Annotated in this window: 14 protein-coding genes; 10 read left to right on the top strand and 4 right to left on the bottom strand. The window is 37.6% G+C overall.

Annotation, left to right across the window (positions count from 1 at the left end; genetic code table 11):
• Positions 1–84: 84 nt before the first annotated feature.
• The gene (locus tag VB797_RS07710; RefSeq protein WP_323237086.1) at positions 85–1,401 is read right to left on the bottom strand and encodes a hypothetical protein; all 1,317 of its coding nucleotides are present in this window, start codon (positions 1,399–1,401) and stop codon (positions 85–87) included.
• Between the two features lie 139 nt (positions 1,402–1,540).
• On the opposite strand from VB797_RS07710, the gene VB797_RS07715 reads away from it, so the two are divergent.
• Both VB797_RS07715 and VB797_RS07720 read left to right on the top strand, forming a co-directional pair.
• Positions 1,541–2,086, top strand: a complete 546-nt coding sequence (locus VB797_RS07715; protein WP_323237087.1) for a DUF721 domain-containing protein — start codon at positions 1,541–1,543, stop codon at positions 2,084–2,086.
• A gap of 536 nt (positions 2,087–2,622) precedes the next feature.
• Positions 2,623–2,910, top strand: a complete 288-nt coding sequence (locus VB797_RS07720; RefSeq protein WP_323237088.1) for a hypothetical protein — start codon at positions 2,623–2,625, stop codon at positions 2,908–2,910.
• 345 nt (positions 2,911–3,255) lie between these two features.
• Here VB797_RS07720 and menB read toward each other — a convergent pair whose 3' ends face one another.
• Complete coding sequence (gene menB, locus VB797_RS07725; protein WP_323237089.1) at positions 3,256–4,089, bottom strand: 1,4-dihydroxy-2-naphthoyl-CoA synthase; 834 nt, start codon at positions 4,087–4,089, stop codon at positions 3,256–3,258.
• Between the two features lie 248 nt (positions 4,090–4,337).
• Here menB and VB797_RS07730 point away from each other — a divergent pair, with 248 nt between their 5' ends.
• On the top strand, positions 4,338–7,793 hold the full coding sequence (locus VB797_RS07730) for an SMEK domain-containing protein (protein ID WP_323237090.1): 3,456 nt from the start codon (positions 4,338–4,340) through the stop codon (positions 7,791–7,793).
• 80 nt (positions 7,794–7,873) lie between these two features.
• Entirely contained in the window at positions 7,874–8,548 is a 675-nt protein-coding gene (locus tag VB797_RS07735; RefSeq protein WP_323237091.1) for a Uma2 family endonuclease, read from the top strand.
• Between the two features lie 314 nt (positions 8,549–8,862).
• Here VB797_RS07735 and VB797_RS07740 read toward each other — a convergent pair whose 3' ends face one another.
• Both VB797_RS07740 and menD read right to left on the bottom strand, forming a co-directional pair.
• On the bottom strand, positions 8,863–9,324 hold the full coding sequence (locus tag VB797_RS07740) for an SET domain-containing protein-lysine N-methyltransferase (RefSeq protein ID WP_323237092.1): 462 nt from the start codon (positions 9,322–9,324) through the stop codon (positions 8,863–8,865).
• A gap of 290 nt (positions 9,325–9,614) precedes the next feature.
• Positions 9,615–11,351 carry a 2-succinyl-5-enolpyruvyl-6-hydroxy-3-cyclohexene-1-carboxylic-acid synthase gene (gene menD, locus VB797_RS07745; RefSeq protein WP_323237093.1) on the bottom strand — a complete coding sequence of 579 codons (1,737 nt, stop codon included), beginning with the start codon at positions 11,349–11,351 and terminating at the stop codon, positions 9,615–9,617.
• A 181-nt stretch (positions 11,352–11,532) separates the two neighbouring features.
• Here menD and folB point away from each other — a divergent pair, with 181 nt between their 5' ends.
• The 6 genes from folB to VB797_RS07775 all read left to right on the top strand — a co-directional run bounded on the left by folB (position 11,533) and on the right by VB797_RS07775 (position 18,834).
• Entirely contained in the window at positions 11,533–11,892 is a 360-nt protein-coding gene (folB, locus tag VB797_RS07750) for a dihydroneopterin aldolase (RefSeq protein ID WP_323237094.1), read from the top strand.
• Positions 11,893–12,784: 892 nt separating this feature from the next.
• Complete coding sequence (locus tag VB797_RS07755) at positions 12,785–14,032, top strand: diguanylate cyclase domain-containing protein (protein WP_323237095.1); 1,248 nt, start codon at positions 12,785–12,787, stop codon at positions 14,030–14,032.
• Between the two features lie 445 nt (positions 14,033–14,477).
• Positions 14,478–15,788 (top strand): ABC transporter substrate-binding protein, encoded by a 1,311-nt coding sequence (locus VB797_RS07760; RefSeq protein ID WP_323237096.1) that lies wholly within the window; start codon positions 14,478–14,480, stop codon positions 15,786–15,788.
• A gap of 107 nt (positions 15,789–15,895) precedes the next feature.
• Complete coding sequence (locus VB797_RS07765) at positions 15,896–16,789, top strand: carbohydrate ABC transporter permease (RefSeq protein WP_416350848.1); 894 nt, start codon at positions 15,896–15,898, stop codon at positions 16,787–16,789.
• 131 nt (positions 16,790–16,920) lie between these two features.
• On the top strand, positions 16,921–17,757 hold the full coding sequence (locus tag VB797_RS07770; RefSeq protein WP_323237097.1) for a carbohydrate ABC transporter permease: 837 nt from the start codon (positions 16,921–16,923) through the stop codon (positions 17,755–17,757).
• Between the two features lie 3 nt (positions 17,758–17,760).
• Positions 17,761–18,834, top strand: coding sequence for an ABC transporter ATP-binding protein (locus VB797_RS07775; protein ID WP_323237098.1), 1,074 nt, complete (start codon positions 17,761–17,763; stop codon positions 18,832–18,834).
• The last annotated feature ends 276 nt before the right edge of the window (positions 18,835–19,110 follow it).

Genomic DNA, 19,110 nt, shown 5'->3' on the forward strand with positions numbered 1-19,110 from the left:
AGACATACAGTTTAAAAGCCCCAACCGATTATCTATTTCCCATATTTTTGTTTTAGTCCCGATTCACTGCTCACTGTTCACTGCTCACTGTCTAGGTTCTTCTACCCTCGCCGTAATTCCATTTTCTTTGAGAAGTTCTAAATGTTTTTTTAATCTCTCTTTGGATTTAAAGGCACCCAAATAAACATATTTGCCTTCTGGAGACACATATGCATCTGGAATTACTTTTTTAACCTTGGCCAAAGTGTCACCTGTATTATCTACGATGACATTATAAAATGCACCATTCGATGGTTTTATTTCATCAAGGTTTTGGGGTGTTGGCGTTGCTTCAGGTTCAGGGACGGGTGTGCTTGCAGTACTTGGTGCAATTGTTGGTGCCACTCCGACTGTAGTTGCAGGTGCTGCTGGGGCTGGACTTGTTACCTGAAGAGGTGTTGCTACTGGGGTCGGTTTAGCTATGGGTGTTGCTCCGGCGACATCATCAATACTATTTATGTCTGGGAGTGCATCGTTTGCCAAATTAGGATTTTTGGTTATCGGCGTTAATTGCGTTTCATCTGGCTGTACGCTACTAACATTTTCAGTATTTTTACTAGTCTGAATTTCGGGATTGCGCTTAAATAAGCTTCCGATGCTTAGAGAAGGAAAATTATCAAAGTTAAATATTATATAGCCAAAAGTAATACTTGAGACTAAAAGCAACAGCATTGAGCCAATACTCAAAGGTGACAGCAGACTGTCATGACGAGCTTTCTGTTTAGGTTGGGGTTGTTCTTCCGCTAAGCTTCGTAATAAAGCTTCAGATGATTCTAAATAGTCATCTGGCTGCTTTGTGGTTACATTGTTGGGTGGTGATAAATCTTCGTTTAAATTTTCGTTTTGCGTATTTTGATGATTAATGTTCGCTTTAACAATGCTGCTTTGATTTAACGGCGGGGTCGCTTGACTTTGAACCTTCGTCGTCGCTTCAGGAAATGGTATTGTATGCTCCTCACCAGAAGAAGAAATCTGCTGATGATGGACACTCGTCTCCTTTTCGGCAGCCACTCCTGGAAAGTCAGGTAAGGGAGGAGGAGGAGGGGTTTTGGTTTTGCTTTGGGAGTTACTTGGGGAAGCTTGCTGTTGTCTTATATAAGCCGCAGCTTGTTCACCCGTTAAATTCTGCTGTAATTGAGTATTTGCCAAACTTATAGTATTTTGAACTTGCGGTTTAGCAGCAATCAAGCTACCAAAATCTTTTTGAATTGGCGTTCTATGTGAAATTCGCGTTCGACGATACCGCGCCAATTCTTCATCAAGCTGGACTTCTAAACTTGCTAAAGCCGCGCTGATTACGGGTTTTAGGTTAGATGGTTTTGATGTTTGACTACCAGAATAAGATAGTGGGTTTTCACTCATTGCCCGCGTGCCTCCGTGCCGACTGCCTGCCAAGATTATCTACCGTAAAAAATAGATACCCTTGTGCTAATCCTAGCGAAAATTATCATGGATATATGATTTTACCAAGGTGTAATTCCTTGATTCACCTTTATTCAAGATGTCCTTTGAATCAATTCCCAAGATTTTAGAACAATTGCAAATTGAAACTTTATACCAGCAACAGCCCTTACAACGCTTGCTCGATTGTTGGGAAGAAGTTGTGGGAAAAGTCATTGCCACTCATACACAGCCCATATCAATTGAACGGGAAGTTCTATGGGTAGCAACATCAGGCGCTGCTTGGGCGCAAAACTTGACCTTTGAACGACAAAAGTTGCTAAAAAAGTTAAATCAAATATTACCAACCCCTTTAGTAGATATACGCTTTTCTACCGCTCGTTGGCAGCGTACCAAAAAAAAACCGTTACGGCAACAAAATATTTCGTCTGCCGAGCATCCCAGCTACCTGGGGAACATCGTTGACCGAAACCAGAATATTCACTCCTTGCCAAAAAATCCTCATACTGCTTTCGCTGATTGGTCTCAAACCATAAAAAGGCGATCGCAATCTTTACCTCTTTGTCCTAACTGCGAATCTCCTACTCCAGGAGGAGAATTAGAACGTTGGGGAGTTTGTTCTATTTGTGCTGCTAGGTCTTTTTAATAGGACTTAGCAAAAAGGCATATTTTTTTTGTAGGGTGCTGTGACACTTTGATTGATTTTTAACGCAATAATCAGGTTTTAGTGTCACGCACCATCTGAGTCTTGTGACAATCGCGTAAGTCCTGTTTAAATTAAGCATGGTAAATGGGGCATTGGGCATTGGGCATTGGGTATTGAGAATTGTTCATTGTTTATTGATGATTTTCCATTGATAATTATCAAAAAATAATCAATTAATGAATCTAGAGAAGTATTCCTTAAAGCTGAGTGTATCTATGCTCCTATATCTAAAACAAGCCGATTAATCGCGATCCCTAATTGGTTTAAGCATAAAAATTAGGATAGATTTCAATAACTTGTTTCTTTTTCGTTACATAAAAATTTAAAAATATCACACAAACATAAAGAGATTATAAAGTTATCTTTTGGGTTGGGATCGTGAAAAGCTAGACACTATAATGGGTTGGTGGATTAGTCAGTATTTATGTCTAGAAGCACAATAGAAGATGTAAATTAGCCATCTGGCGGCATTAAAAATGAAAAGCATTCAAAACTTCACTTCAGCTTGCAGAAATTGTCGTCACTTCTCACCAGAAGGTCGGCGTGGAGGAGTTTGTCAGAAACTAGGAGCGCCAGTACGTGGCAGTTGGAAAGCTTGTTCTTTAGCGGTCTCTCCCTTTGCTCCCTCATGGGAAAGCCTAGAAGATGCTTTGAGTTTGCCATATGCTACTCCTGTATTAGCCAATTCTGACAACTTCGCAGTGAAGGTAGATCGTGTTGAACGGATATCTACTCCAGTAAAGGTAGAAGCTTTATTAAGCTAACTTTTAACGTTTTCAATGTAGAGAAAATATAACCGTTCTAAATCAAGTAAACTTCAAATCTAATAAAATTTATTTTAAAATTTGCATTGTGAGTGTTTCAATCGCTCTTGCACCTTAAAAGAACTGCACTTTCTTGATCGAGGTGCAGTTTTTTAGGGAGTAGGAAGTAGGGAGTAGGGAGTAGGGAATATGGAAATTAGCCCATCCCAGCATCCTCTAAATCCCAAATCCCAAATCCCAAACCAACGTATCCGTTGTTGAAATCCAAAATCCATTGACGCGGAAGCGTCTTCCCGCAGGGTAATCCAAAACTTGTGCTGAGCTTGCCGAAGTATCCAAAATCCTCTAAGGTAGCCAAGGATATTGACGGAAATCTGGCTTGCGCTTTTCTAAAAATGCCTGTTTCCCTTCTGCTCCTTCTTCTGTCATGTAGTAAAGCAATGTGGCATTTCCGGCAAGTTCTTGTAAACCAGCTTGTCCGTCACAGTCAGCATTGAAAGCAGCTTTTAAACAACGAATTGCGATCGGGCTTTTTTCTAATATTTCTTGGGCCCATTCAATACCTTCAGCTTCTAATTGTTCTATAGGTACAACCGTATTTACTAACCCCATTTCTAAGGCTTGTTGAGCGCTGTATTGACGACACAAAAACCAGATTTCGCGAGCTTTTTTTTGTCCGACGATGCGTGCTAAATAACTTGCACCAAATCCACCGTCAAAACTACCAACTTTTGGTCCAGTTTGTCCAAACACAGCATTGTCGGCAGCAATTGTCAAGTCACAAATTAAATGTAAAACGTGTCCGCCACCGATCGCATAACCTGCAACTAAGGCAATTACAACTTTGGGCATCGAACGAATCAAGCGCTGTAAATCTAATACATTTAAACGGGGAGTACCATCATCATCGATATAGCCAGCTTTTCCGCGCACGCTCTGGTCGCCACCCGAACAGAACGCATATTTTCCATCAGTATGGGGACCAGCACCAGTAAATAAAACTACGCCAATACTAGAATCTTCGCGGGCATCGCAGAAGGCTTGATAAAGTTCAAAAACAGTTTTAGGACGGAAAGCATTGCGTTTGTGGGGACGGTTGATGGTTATTTTCGCAATGCCATCGGCTTTATCGTAAAAAATATCTTCGTAGGTTTTGGCGGTTTGCCAGTTGATTTGCATTCTCTGCTAATAGCTAATGGGTAATTGGTAACGGGTAATTCATTGACCCTAGCTTGAGAATTTTATCGTAGTGTGGGGACTTAAGACTAATTTTTTCATTGCTGCGATGCAAAAATGGTTATTTTGTTTAAGCATTTAATAGAACTTTTCAAAAGTTTCTTCTAAGTGCTTTGAGTATCTTCTTGTATAATTAGCACTTACATCTACGTTACGATTAGATTTAACGAGAGCTTCAGTTGCAGTAAAGCATGAATCTTGAAAAAACTCTACAGAGAATAAGATATTTGATGTCACTTTTTGTGACTGAGATTAAGGCTGCTACAGCTATGCAGCAAACAGATATTAATAAGGTATCTGAAAATGTCGTCATACCTCTGTTTGCTCAGATTTACGGCTATAAAAATCTTAAAAATTTAAACTTTAGTGAAGGTAGTAATTTTCCCAGTATTGATTTAGGAGACGAAACAGCCAGAGTTGCTTTTCAAATTACATCTACGCCGATTATTAAAAAAGTTCAAGAAACATTGAAAAAGTTTATTGAATACAAGTTATACGAGAAGTATGACAGGCTGATTATTTATATTTTGACAGAAAAGCAAAAAACTTATTCCGATAAAGAAATTAATAAAATAATTCAAGGTAAATTTAAGTTTGATACGAAAAAAGATATTTGGGATTCTCGAAATATTCTTGAAAAAGTCAGTGGATTTGAAATCGAGCAAGCACGTGAAGTAGAAAAGATTTTAGAAGCAAATTTTGGTGAAATAAGAAGACAGCCTGAGTGGGAAGTAATTGATAAGGTTGAACAAATTATTAATGAATACACGCAGTTATTTGTAGGGCGTTCTAAAGAAACTCAAGAATTAGACAATTTTTTGTACGAAAATTCAAGTGGTGCAATGCTCGTAACGGCTGAGGCTGGTTTTGGGAAGACAGCACTCTTGGCTAATTGGTTACAATCACGACAGAACAATAACTGTTTTATTGCTTACCATTTCTTCTCTGAACGTGAGGAAAAAACTCGCTCTGCTAAAAGCGCTTATAAAAATTTACTAAGACAACTACATATTTATTACGAACTTTACAACGAACCACAGCCCAACGAACTAGATGAGTTGAGAGCAGCAATATACAACATATTAAGAGAACGCGGTGCAAGGGAAGATAAGCTCTTAATTATTGTTGTAGATGCTTTAGGTGAATTAAACGAAGTTGAAATTCCTTTTTCATTACCTTTTCCTACTCCTCTACCCGATAATGTGTTTGTTATCGCTTCAGCGAGAGCTTCAGAAGCAGAAGAACCAAAATATTTAGAAAATTGGATAGAACAATCGCAAAAGTTACACCTTAAGCGCTTACCTAAATTTGCACTTACTGACTGGTTGAAAAGAACAGGTGAAGGTGAGTTGGCATTATTTGCGGATGATACTAATTTTGTGGATCAACTTGATGAAATGACTCAGGGCTTTCCGCTTTACCTAAGTTACTTAACTGATGAATTGAATCATGCTGCAAAGCAACAGCAGGATGTGCATTCTGTCTTGGCAGAAACGCCCCAAGGCTTTGAGAAGTATGTAAAGCAGCAACTTAAGCGTTTAGATGAACTTGAATTACCAGATGAAAGATGGCAGTTTTTTGCATTGCTGGCGGTAGCAAAAGGTGTGCTTGAAAAAGATGATATTAAAGTTATTACCCAAATGCGCGATCGCCAATTACGCCAATTACATCAATGTTGGCAAGTGACGCGCTGGATGAAGATTAGCGGGGGTAAAGACTACGCTTTTGCTCATCCTCTACTGGGAACTATGTTTGCTAAAGAATTGGGTGACGATGCTGAGGAGCCTTTGCAAAAGTTAATTGATTTCTGTAGTCAATGGCAGAAACACCAAAGTTGTTATGCTTTGAGACATTATCCAGAACACTTACGAGATGGGGAGCAGTGGGATAATTTGTATGGGTTGCTGCATAATTTTGAATTTATAGAAGCGAAAGTTAATCATATTGAAATAGGCGTAGAGGCATTGATTAAAGATTATGTTTTGATTGAAACTGGGGAATTATCAAACTTCTCAGACGAGAAAAAACAAACTATAAAAACGCTTCAATTGATTCAAGGAGCATTACGGCTATCTGCCCATGTTTCAATTAAAGATACAAAGCAACTCGCAACACAATTATTAGGGCGGTTGCTGAACTTTAATATGCCCGAAGTTCAAGTATTACTAGAACAAATATTGCAAACTAAAATTGCTTGGTTGCGTCCTTTGACAGCTAGTTTAATTTCTCCTAGCGAACCTTCAATACGTACTTTAAGTGGTCATAGTAGTTCTGTGTGGTCTGTTGCTGTTACCTCTGATGGACAGAAGCTGATTTCTGGTTCGCAGGATGGTGCTGTCAAAATTTGGAATTTGAAATCGGGAAATTTAATACGCACTATCACTGCTCATAATGACTCAGTGAATACGGTTATAACTAGCCATGATGGTTTATACATATTTTCTGGTTCCCATGATAAATCTATTAAGATATGGGACTTAAATACAGGAGATTTAATACGCACACTTACTGGTCATCATGGTTCTATTAACGCAGTTGTACTAACTCCTGATGGTTCAAAAATTATATCTGCTTCCTCTGACTGTTCTCTTAAAGTTTGGAATTTAAAAAATGGAGAAGTGCTTCATAAATTTATTGGTCATAAAGCTTCAGTACAAGCACTCGCAATAATTAATACCGACAATAAAAATCTAGTAATTTCTGGTTCATATAATGACACTCCCAGAGTTTGGAACTTGGAAACTGGAAAAGAGGAATTTAGTCTCGGTGAGAGTGATATGGTGTGGTCTACTACAGCTATTCCTAATAAAGAATTAGTAATTTTTGGATCACAGGATGGAACATTTACTATTTGGAATCTCAAAACTAGGGAGAAAGAATATAGCTTCAAAGGTCACAGTAATTCAGTACGTGCCATATCTGTGACTTCTGATGGTGAACGAATAATTTCTGTTTCAGAAGATAAAACTCTCAAAATTTGGAAGGTGGGAACTTGGGAGAATGAAGCCACTATTAATGCTCACACTGGTTCTGTTCTTGCAGTCGCAGTTACTTCTGACGGAACAAAGATAATTTCTGCTTCAGGAAGTACTATTTATAATTTACTTTCAAATGATTATACTATCAAAATTTGGAATCTAGAAAGGTGCGTACAACATAAATTCTTTGATACTGAAAACTCAAAAACACCTCATAGTGATTCCGTAGAAGTAATTTATTTTACACCTGATGGGAAACAGGTAAGGTCTGCTTCAAAAGATGGAACTCTTAAATTCTGGAAAGTCGAAACTTGGGAAAATGAAAAAACCTTAACTGGAAATGTAAATTTAGCATTTACTTTTGGAGATAAACAAAATCAAAAGATTATTAAACTTAAATTTGGCGATATTGAAGAAACTTTTCACAGTATTCGTAGCACTTTACCTTTTATTCTTGCCACCACTTCTGATAATAATCTTCAAATTTTATCTTCAGGTGACGAAAAGATTAAAGTGTGGGATGCTTCGCTTGGAAAGGATATTGCCACTTTTACAGGAGAAAGTGAAATCAGATGTTGCGCGATCGCGCCAGATGGACAAACATTAGCTGTAGGGGAAGCATCGGGACGTTTACATTTCCTACGATTATGTTTGAGAAAATTTGAGTAAAGTCATATTTGATACCTCAAAAAACACTGTTTTTGTAGAACTGCCTAGTTGCTAAAATTCTCATATAGCTGGAGAAAATCATGATACCCAAAACTACTACCAAACCACCTTTAACTATTCCTCCTCTTGAAAGCGGTGATAAGCTTACCCGTGTTGAATTTGAGCATCGTTATGATGCTATGCCTAATTTAAAAAAAGCTGAATTAATTGAAGGAGTTGTTTACTTGGCATCCCCCCTGAGAATTAAAAGTCATGGAGAACCCCATGCTTTGATTATGACTTGGTTAGGAGTTTACACGGCTGCAACATCAGGTGTTGGATTCGCAGATAATTCTACAGTACGTCTTGATGCTGACAATGAACCCCAACCAGATGCTTTGTTAAGAATTGAAAATAGTGGGCAGTCGCGTATTAGTAAAGATGATTATGTTGAAGGTGCGCCAGAATTAATTGTAGAAATTGCTGCTAGTACCGCTTCTTACGATTTACATGAAAAACTCAAAGTTTACCGACGCAATCAGGTACAAGAATATTTAGTATGGCGAGTATACGACAATGCTTTTGATTGGTTTAAGCTTGAAGAGGGAGAATATATTCAATTAGAAGGTGATGCTGAGGGCGTAATTCATTCTCAAGTTTTTCCAGGGTTGTGGTTGGATAAATCGGCTTTGTTGTCAGGTAATTTAGCTCAAGTTTTGGAAGTGTTGCAGCAGGGATTAAGTACGGTAGAACATCAAAATTTTATTGGTTCGTAGAATTAAAAAATCAATTAAATAAAGATGGTGCGTTACGGCATTATCAATCTTATAACCTCCATCTCGACGAATTTTAATGCCTAACGCACCCTACAAGCTTCCATAAATTTTTTAGGTTACAACAGAAGTCAGTCCTAAAATTTTGATTTTTACCGTTTAGCTACTTATACCATTTCTTTATAAAGTTGCGCTTAATTCAGCCCACGCAGGTGGGCTTTGTTGGAGTAGCCCCACTCTTCCAGAGTGAGGGTGATTTAGCGCAGCCTCATACAGAATTGGTATTACAAGGTCACTTTGCTATTAACGAAATTTGATTAGCTCTTCACTTCAAGCTCAAGAAGGTAAGGAGCGACAAAGCCCTCGTAATCTTTCCTCCTACTCTCTGGTAAATCTTTCCAACCAGTAATTCTTCCCCGACACTTTTTCGTGCCACACATACACAAGGGTGGAAAATAATTAACAGAATAATTTCTCATCGCATAATCAAAACTGAATTCTTCTCCCACACCGATGTTTTTCATTGCAACAAAATCATGAGCGCCTGTTTGATTGACTCTGATGCCACAATTAGGATCGCAAGAGTGGTTCACTTTGGATATAAACCCAGCATGAAGAACAAATTTATTTTGGGCTATTTGTGAAGCGTGAGAATTATTTTCATCCAAGTTCTTTTCAATTCTTCCAACCATTACTGTCTGACCAGGCTTAAATGCTTGGGTGGCAAACATTCCTTCTCCTTTCCCATCGACATATCTTAATTCAAAACCATCTTTCATTTTGTTCTACCTTACTTTTTTAAGGATTGAGTTTTTATTAATATCTAATTAGACCGTCACAAGGCTATATTAAGACTATTGATGGCAAAGTTCATTATTAGTTGTTAATTCTTGGTTATTTGTATTACAACTTAATTTGCTATCTTCCCCTGAAAATTTTATTGGTTGGTAGTTGAGCTTTAGCACTTTTTCATTAACTATTTTTCAAAAAGCAATTAAATCAAAATGGTGCGTTACGGCATTATCAATCTTATAACCTCCATTTCAAAGGATTTTAGCCGTAATACACCCTACAAATTCTCTTTTCGCCATTTTGCTGACTCTTTACGATTGGTGCGTATTTCTAAAACCCGAATTCCTTTATTTGGTAATGGATTCAATTTAGTATGCAACTCTTTCCAAGAAGTAATTAATTCGTGTTTCACACCGTAAGTTTGACAAAGTTGAGCAAAATCTATATTTTGTGGGGTTGCAAATAACTCTTCAAAAGGCGGTTCAAAGTCCGAGATGGGCAGCATTTCAAAGATTCCGCCGCCGTTATTATTAATTAATACTATTGTTAAATGTCCGATAAACTTGTTTCTAATTAAAAAGCCGTTGGTATCGTGCAGTAACGCTAAGTCACCCGTTAATATGACGCTGCTTTGTTGACGATGGGCTATACCTAAAGCTGTTGATAAGGTTCCATCAATACCGTTTGCACCCCGATTAAAAAATGGTTGAATCCTTAAATTATTCGGTTTCCAGAAAAATTCTACATCCCGCACCGCCATACTATTGGCGATAAATAAAGGCGTTTGCGGTGGTAAAACTTGAGAAAGCAACCAAGCAGCTTTACCTTCAAATAAATCTGTCTTTTCCGCCAAAGTTTGATCCATTTTTTCTCTTACCTGGGTTTCCGCACTTAGCCATAAATCGAGATAAGTATCTCCCCATCTCCCTATCTCCCCATCCCCCCATCTCATCTCCTCAACATTCACTCGTAAATGAACTACCCTTCCGTGCAAAGCATCAATATTTTGATTCGAGGGTTCAATTATCCAGCGTAAAGAATTATTCTCGATCAACCATTTACGTAATACTTTGCTAGTAGGCATTTCGCCGATTTGAATTACTACTTCTGGAATTAACTGCGTTGCTAGATGTGAATTTCTCAAAATTGAATCGTAGGTAGAAATAATGTTCTTGTTGAGTGAAGCATAATTTCTAACTGGTGATAGTCCCTCCGCTAAAACTGGAAATCTTAACTTTTGGGCAAGTTGCGCGATCGCAGTACAATATTTTTGCGATCGTTGTGGCTGAGCAACTCCAGCAATGATAATTCCTCTTTTCGTTTCTAACCATTTTTGGGGAATAGGTATTTGGGAATGATTAATCGTTCGTTGATACTTATCCGCAACTGCTGCAAAAAATTCTTCTGAGTTAAAGCTTGATTTTAATGATTCTAAAAATCCTAAATTTACATCGGAATCATTTCTAATTGGTGGAAGAGGGTCACGAAACGGTATATTTAAATGTACTGCTCCAGAAACTGGATAAAGTGTTTGTTCAAATGCGTATATCGTCGTTTGGCGTAAATAAGCTAACATTTCCATCGTTGCTCTCGGTATAGCTAATTCCGTTTGCCAGTTAGGATAACTGCCAAATAGTCTCAATTGGTCTATGGTTTGTCCAGAATGACAATTACGCAATTCCTGCGGTCTATCAGCAGTTAACAGCAATAAAGGTACGCGACTAAGATTAGCTTCCACAACTGCGGAATAAAAATTTGCTCCTGCGGTTCCAGAAGTGCAAACTACAGCAACAGGTAATCCAGTAACTTTGGCTCTACCCAAAGCAAAGAAAGCAGCAGAACGTTCATCGAGAATCGGAATCACTTCTATAGCGTTCGATTGAGCAAAAGCAACTGTAAGAGGAGTCGAACGAGAACCCGGACAAATCACCGCACAATTTAAACCCAGTCGTTGAAGCGTTTCGGTAAATATAGAAGCCCAAAGTTCGTTAATATTTCTAAATCCAATCGGCATGAGAAAGTAAGATTAAAGGTTAAAGGTCAAAGGTCAAAGGTTAAAGGTCAAATAATTTTAGACTCCTAACTCATAACTCATAACTCATAACTCCTAACTCATAACTCATAACTCCTAACTCATAACTCCTAACTCCTAACTCATAACTCCTAACTTCTAACTCATAACTCCTAACTCAATTATGGACTGCATCTACTTAACGGGAATTCGCGCTTACGGTTACACTGGCTATCTACCGGAAGAACAAGTCTTAGGACAATGGTTTGAGGTGGATGTGAAGCTGTGGTTGGATTTAAGTCTATCTGCTCAAAGTGATGCGATTGAAGATACTATCGATTACCGCAGCGTTATTAGTTTGGTGCAAGATTTGGTTAAAACGTCGAAGTTTGCTTTAGTTGAACGTCTTGCTAGTGCTGTTGCTGATTCTATTTTGCATTGTGACGATTTAGTCAAGCAAGTCCAAGTAAGTTTAAGTAAACCTGCTGCACCAATTCCAGATTTTGGTGGCAAGATTACCATTGAATTAATTAGAAGTAAATAGGTACGTAGACTAATTATCGATATACTTGCTTTTCGCTTCCTAAGTATAATTAAACACAAAAGTTTACGGTTAAATTAGATATTCTTCAATATATGCCTAATAGCGTATTTCCAAATGGGGCTAACATTGCCTATTCTTAAAAAAGAAAGAAAATTCCCTCTGTTGGAAGTTAACAATATTTAAAACTATTTATATTTATAGTTTGAATATTCCTATGGACTTGATTTGTCAAAATACAAGGGGAAAAATTTATTTAAACAGGTTCTTGCTTTTGGTAGTTTGGGGTATTGTCATGTTTATCCAAGACCAATATGCAATTCTTATTTCTTGATAATAAGTATCACTTTATATTACCTATTGTAACTCGAATGTATGATGCTGGCGTGCTTGATATCAGTAGGAAGTGTGATTATTTTACAGATGATTAAGTCACAAACCATCTTTTACGGTTAGCGATATGAAAAAAACCAGATATTAGACGTTTTTAATCTAGGATTGGTTCGTAATTATGGATGACCATCTCATTAATAATACATTTTGCTTTTTTTAAGTAATAATCTTAATTATTAGCATTTTCAATAAAAACAATACTAGCTATTTAGAGATAATTTTTATACTAAGTGTTTCCGATTAAATTAATATTTCGCTATAATGACTCAATATTAAACCTGTAAAACAATCAAATAGATGTAAAACATAATGATAACGGCAGTAACGGGCTGAGCATAATTTTGATGGACAAAATTGTAAGGCAGGAACAGTGTAAGTTGCGGTATTCATTATTATAGAGCTATTGGCATTTGAATCGGGTTTATACGAAACATTGCAACTAAATATAAAATTGTTAGGTGAAGCGATAATATGAACATCTCAGAAGTCCTAGTTGACGAGAATGAAGAAAATCAGACTTTTCATATTAGAAAGAGTTTACTTTGATTTGTGGTATGCCGTTCTAGGAATCGTTAGTTCAATTGAAGAGGTGATATTAAGGGTTGTAAAAAGTTTTTCAAGCTTATTACTGATTGATATTTGCTTGATAGTAAAAGCATATAGTGAGCGAATAGCAAATATTATTCAAAATTATTATGCAGATTCGGTATTCTATTTGACAGATATTTATGAAAGCCTAAAAACAACTGACAAGCCGTTTGCTTACCTATTCAAACTATTTATTAAAAGAGACTTACACATGGCTATCGAAATGGCTATTTACAAACAGCAAATATGCAAAGGATTGCGACAAGAAAAGCAGCAGTTAAGTGTAATAATTAACAGTATGGGTTGTGGAGTAATTGTCACGGATATCAATTCTTGTATTGAAATTATTAATCCGGTTGCAGAAGCATTAACTGGATGGCAAAGAAAAGAAGCGATTGGTAAAAACTTATTAGAAGTTTTCCAGCTAAAAGATGCAGAGACAGAAGAAGAAATTGATAATTTAGCCGCACGAGTCATCGAAACGGGTGAGGTTTTGAGTCTACCGGAGAATTGTAAACTAATTGCAAAAGACGGAAGTGAAACATCAATTGGAGATAACGTAGCACCAATGCGCGATGAAGATGGAAAAATATTGGGTGCGGTATTGGTATTTCAGGATATTAGTCAACGAAAAAAGACAGAAGCGGAACTGATACAGAATGCTTTTTATGATTCGATTACGGGATTACCAAATCGAGTATTGTTTAGAGACAGACTTACACAGGCTTTTGAACATAGTAAACGAAGAAAAAATTATCGATTTAGCGTTTTATTCCTAGATTTGGATGGCTTCAAGGGAATTAACGATAAATTTGGGCATGGGATGGGTGATAAATTATTGGTAGATATAAGTCAACTAGTGAAGTCTAGCCTGCGAGGTGGTGATACTGTAGCTAGATTTGGGGGTGATGAATTTGCTATTCTTTTAGAGGATATCAAGGATGTAAAGGATGCTACTAACGTTGCCCTACGTATTCAAGAAAATCTAGAAACGCCATTTGATATTAACGAGCGTAAAATATTAATTACGGCTAGTATTGGCATTGCTTTAAGTAGCATTAGCCATGAAGAACCAGCAAATTTATTAGATGAAGCAGACAGTGCAATGTACCAAGCGAAAGAGCGCGGAAAAGCTCAGTATGTGCTGTTTGAGAGGGAGTAGTCATCAGGTTAAAGGTTAAAGGTTAAAGGTCGAAGGTTAAAGGTTAAAGGTTAGAGGTCAAAGGTTAAAGGTCGAAGGTTAAAGGTGAAGATACTTTTAACCTTTTGTTTTTAGAATAATTTTTAATAAATTTTTTCGCGATCGCACTTAATCAGAAAACAGCCGTAACCAAACCAATCGTCAAAAAAATTAACCACAGTGCATAAATAGAAATTGGATGCACCCACTTAATATATAGATGATATCGAATTTAACAATGCTGTTTGCGATCGCGCTCTAGCCGTTTTACTTAAAAGAGTTATAATGTCCATACTCAAAATTACCGATAAAGTTTAAATAACTTAAGAAATACAAATAAATATTAAGCTAAGCCGTGTAGGCATCACAAAAATTATTGATAAGACGAAATGTGGTGTCTATCGTACTGTTGTTTGACCAATAATTAATGTTGAAATTACAAGTGATAAAACTCAAAAAAATATTGCAGAAACTCAAATTTAGAGCGATCGCAATATTTCTTGCTGTTGTATTTGGTATGGTGTTTTTTTCAACAAAGCCAGCCCAAACGCAGCAGCCGGTAACGTTAAACTTGCTGATGACAGCCCCCGATGCTGAACCTTGGAAACAGGGAATAATCAAGGATTTTGAAGCGAAAAACCCCGGTATTCGGATTAATATTGTTGAAGGTCCTAATGCTACAAATTTGCTAGAAGATTTATATACTTCTGCCTTTATTTTGGGTGATTCTCCCTATGACTTAATTAATATGGATGTCATTTGGACACCAAAATTTGCTGCTGCTGGTTGGCTGTTGGATTTGACAGATAAAATTACTAAAGAAGAATTAGCAGCATTTTCGCCAAAAGATGTAGAAGGGCGACGTTACAAAGATAAACTATATGCTATTCCCATGCGGAGTGATGTGGGAATGCTTTATTACCGGAAAGATTTACTCAAAGAAGCAGGATTTAATCCTCCAGAAAGCTTTGAAGATTTAGTCAAAATATCCCAATCTTTACAACAGAAAGGTAAGGTTGATTGGGGTTATGTTTGGCAAGGTAAGCAATACGAAGGTTTAGCAGCAATGTTTGTCGAAATTCTCGAAGGTTTCGGAGGTTATTGGGTAAATCCTGAAACTTTAGAAGTAGGTTTAGATAAACCAGAAACAGTAGCAGCAATAGAATTTTTGAAAACTACTATTCAACCAACCAAAATTTCTCCTCCTGGAGTAACTACATATCAAGAAGAAGAAACTAGAAGGATTTTTCAAAATGGAAATTCAGTTTTCTTAAGAAATTGGCCTTATGTTTGGCCTTTAGCAAATACAGAATCTTCCGTTATTAACGGTAAAATTGCAATCAAACCGATGGTGCATACCAAAAATGGTAGTAGCGGTGCTTGTTTAGGAGGTTGGGCTTTAGGAATATCTCAATCTAGCAAACATCCCGAAGCAGCTTGGAAAGCAATTCAGTATTTTACATCAGAAGAAGCACAGCGAAAATTTGTCTTAGAAGCTGGTTTCGTACCCAGTCGTCGTTCATTATTTCTCGACCCGCAAATTGTGGCTAAATATCCCCATTATCCCCAGTTATTAAAAGTTGTAGATCAAGCCGTATTGCGTCCCCCCATTGCTCAATATGCCCAAACATCCGATATTTTACAACGCTATCTTTCTGCTGCATTAACTTCGAGAATGACCCCCGAAGCCGCAATGAAAAATGCAGCCTCTGAAACTCGTCAATTGTTAGGGAGATAGGGGGATGGGGGGATGGGGAGATTAAGTAATTTCTACTCGCTATTACCAATTACCTATTACCTATTACCAATTACCAATTTATAACTGTTCACTGTTAACTGCTAAGTATGGAAACTATTCGGAGTAGAGAACAAAAAACGGCGTGGATTTTATTAATACCAGCGATGCTATTGCTGTTATTGGTTTTTGGCTATCCGATCGCTCGTGCTTTTTGGTTAAGTTTATTTACGGAAAATTTGGGAACGCAATTACAGCCTGTTTTTTCGGGTTTTGATAATTACGGAAGAATGGTGGGAGATGGTCGTTTTTGGCAAAGTTTTTTAGTCACAACTATATTTACTAGCGCTTCGGTAATATTGGAATTGCTGTTTGGATTGATCGTAGCTTTAGTTTTAAATCAACAGTTCTTTGGACGTGGTGTGGTACGGACTACAGCAATATTACCTTGGGCTTTACCTACTGCTTTAATCGGTTTAGCTTGGGCTTGGATTTTTAACGACCAATACGGGGTAGCAAACGATATTTTGCAGCGATTAGGTTTAATTCAAGCTGGAATTAACTGGTTGGGAGAACCAACTTTAGCAATGGTCGCAGTTATTACGGCTGATGTGTGGAAAACTACGCCTTTTATCAGTATCTTGCTATTAGCTGGTTTGCAGTCAATATCCGCCGATCTATATGAAGCACATTCCATTGATGGAGCAACACCTTGGCAAAGTTTCCGGCAAATAACCTTGCCACTTTTGATACCTCAAATCTTGATAGCCGTATTATTTCGGTTTGCCCAAGCATTCGGAATCTTCGATTTAATTGCAGTAATGACGGGTGGTGGTCCCGGAGGTGCGACGGAAGTTGTATCGCTTTATATTTACTCTACCATCATGCGCTATTTAGATTTTGGTTACGGTGCCGCACTGGTTGTAGTAACTTTTATGTTATTAGTTTTCGCAGTGGTGATTGCAAGTTTATTGCTTCGTTTAGCCCGCACGAGTACTACTTAGAAGTTAGGAGTTAGGAGTTAGGAGTTATGAGTTAGGAGTTATGAGTTAGGAGTTAGTACGAGTATCTTGCTTGCTAGGGTAATCCTAACCTTTGACCTTTGACCTTTAACCTTTGACCTTAAAATATTGATATGAAAAAAAATCTTTTAAAAACAATATTATTATGGATGGCAATAATTTTTGTAGTTTTATTCAGTTTGGCACCGGCTTTATGGCAGTTGCTGACCTCATTTAAAGTTAACGAAGATATTTCCAAACTACCTACAATTTATTTTCCGACTCGGATTACTTTGAGTCATTACACTGAATTATTTACTCGTCGCCCATTTTGGCGTTATATATTAAACAGTGCTTTTGTTTCAATTCTTTCTACAGCTTTTTCTTTGGGTATAGGTGCGCCTGCTGCTTATGCTTTAGCGCGTTTACGTCCCAAGGGTCAAAATATTATTCTTGGAAGTATTTTGATTGTTACTTTATTCCCTGGAATATTGCTGTTTTTAGGATTGCTAGAAATTGTGCAAATGCTGCATTTAGGTAATAATTATCTAGCTTTGATAATTCCTTATACCGCAATAAATCTACCACTGACTATTTTAGTTTTACGCAGCTTTTTTGAGCAATTGCCTAAAGATTTAGAAGATTCTGCTAGAGTTGACGGTTATAATACTTGGCAAATGTTAACTCAGATTATTTTACCGATGACTCTCCCCGCTTTAGTTACAACGGGAATTCTTACCTTTATTTTTGCTTGGAATGAATTTATCTTCGCCTTAACATTTATTACCCGTGAAGATATGAAAACAATTCCCGTTGCAGCAGCCCAATTAAGCGGTGCATCAACTTTCGAGATTCCCTACGGACCGATTGCTGCGGCTACAGTTTTAGGAACGCTACCTTTAGTTTTACTAGTATTGTTTTTCCAACGCAAAATTGTCCAAGGACTTACCGCAGGAGCGGTTAAAGGATAAAAGATGGCTAAACTTGAACTAAGAAACTTAAATAAAACCTTTTCTCCCAAAGTTGTTCCGGTTAAGGACATTAGTTTATCTGTGGAGGATAGCGAATTTCTTACCTTACTCGGTCCTAGCGGCTGTGGTAAGTCTACAACTTTACGAATGATTGCAGGTTTGGAAGAGGTGACGAGAGGAAAAGTATTCTTGGGAACTGAGGATATTACCTACAAACGTGCTGGCGATCGCAATATGGCTATGGTATTCCAAAGCTATGCGCTATACCCCCATATGACGGTACAGGAAAACCTCGCTTCGGGATTAAAGTTGAAAAAAGTACCCCGTGCGGAAATTCAAACACGAGTTGCAGAAGTTGCGGGACTTTTGGGTTTAGAAGAGTTGTTTCAACGTAAACCCGGACAGCTTTCTGGAGGACAAAGACAGCGGGTTGCTGTAGGTAGAGCTTTGGTACGTAAAGCCCAAGCCTATTTATTAGACGAGCCTTTAAGTAATCTTGATGCATTGTTACGCGAAAGAGTTCGAGCCGATATCAAGCAGATATTTGCAGCCCAAAAAGCGCCGGTAGTTTATGTTACCCACGACCAAACCGAAGCGATGACACTTTCTTCTCAAGTCGCAGTTCTAAATAACGGCTACATCCAGCAACTTGCAGCACCCGCAGACATTTACAATCGTCCCGCTAATTTATTTGTGGCTGGTTTTGTAGGTAGTCCCCAGATGAATTTACTTACCCTACCTTGTCAAGGAAATAATGCCATACTCGGTAATTTTTCCGTAACCTTACCGCAGCTTCCCACCTTAACACCGCAAATTGTTCTAGGTATTCGTCCGGAACACGTTCGTGTCGCATTACCAGAAGATACGCAAATCGTCAAAGGAAGAGTATATTTAGTCGAGAATTTAGGGATGTACAAATTAGTCAGCGTGCGTATACCCAGTTCTCAGACAGAATCGCCAGTTATCCGCGCTTTACTACCTCCCGACCAAAATTGGCATGACGAAGAAATTACTCTGGCTCTACCTTCACAGAATATCCACTGGTTTGATGTTGAATCGGGAGATACTTTACAGTGAACAATTATCAATTTCACTCTTAGAATATGATTAATTAATTAAATAATATTTGAAAAATTATAGTGATTTTAAATAGTAAACAGACAATTAGTAGTGCGAGCATCTTGCTCGCTAGAATCGAGCGAGCAAGATGCTCGCACTACATATATGAATTAAAAGCGATTATAAACTCAAAAATGATTGTAATCATATAACTTTTAGAAATTTTTCTAATCCCTATTTTACAATCCAAAATTCTTTAAATCCTAACTCTTTTAATCCATTCGTGTAGCGTAT

It is taken from the genome of Rivularia sp. UHCC 0363, from assembly GCF_034931125.1.
Classification (GTDB): domain Bacteria; phylum Cyanobacteriota; class Cyanobacteriia; order Cyanobacteriales; family Nostocaceae; genus Rivularia.

Coding starts and splice junctions, on each gene's coding strand:
- VB797_RS07710 (WP_323237086.1), bottom strand. CDS start 1,401: ATGAGTGAAAACCCACTATCTTATTCTGGTAGTCAAACATCAAAACCA.
- VB797_RS07715 (WP_323237087.1), top strand. CDS start 1,541: ATGTCCTTTGAATCAATTCCCAAGATTTTAGAACAATTGCAAATTGAA.
- VB797_RS07720 (WP_323237088.1), top strand. CDS start 2,623: ATGAAAAGCATTCAAAACTTCACTTCAGCTTGCAGAAATTGTCGTCAC.
- menB (WP_323237089.1), bottom strand. CDS start 4,089: ATGCAAATCAACTGGCAAACCGCCAAAACCTACGAAGATATTTTTTAC.
- VB797_RS07730 (WP_323237090.1), top strand. CDS start 4,338: ATGAATCTTGAAAAAACTCTACAGAGAATAAGATATTTGATGTCACTT.
- VB797_RS07735 (WP_323237091.1), top strand. CDS start 7,874: ATGATACCCAAAACTACTACCAAACCACCTTTAACTATTCCTCCTCTT.
- VB797_RS07740 (WP_323237092.1), bottom strand. CDS start 9,324: ATGAAAGATGGTTTTGAATTAAGATATGTCGATGGGAAAGGAGAAGGA.
- menD (WP_323237093.1), bottom strand. CDS start 11,351: ATGCCGATTGGATTTAGAAATATTAACGAACTTTGGGCTTCTATATTT.
- folB (WP_323237094.1), top strand. CDS start 11,533: ATGGACTGCATCTACTTAACGGGAATTCGCGCTTACGGTTACACTGGC.
- VB797_RS07755 (WP_323237095.1), top strand. CDS start 12,785: ATGAAGAAAATCAGACTTTTCATATTAGAAAGAGTTTACTTTGATTTG.
- VB797_RS07760 (WP_323237096.1), top strand. CDS start 14,478: ATGTTGAAATTACAAGTGATAAAACTCAAAAAAATATTGCAGAAACTC.
- VB797_RS07765 (WP_416350848.1), top strand. CDS start 15,896: ATGGAAACTATTCGGAGTAGAGAACAAAAAACGGCGTGGATTTTATTA.
- VB797_RS07770 (WP_323237097.1), top strand. CDS start 16,921: ATGAAAAAAAATCTTTTAAAAACAATATTATTATGGATGGCAATAATT.
- VB797_RS07775 (WP_323237098.1), top strand. CDS start 17,761: ATGGCTAAACTTGAACTAAGAAACTTAAATAAAACCTTTTCTCCCAAA.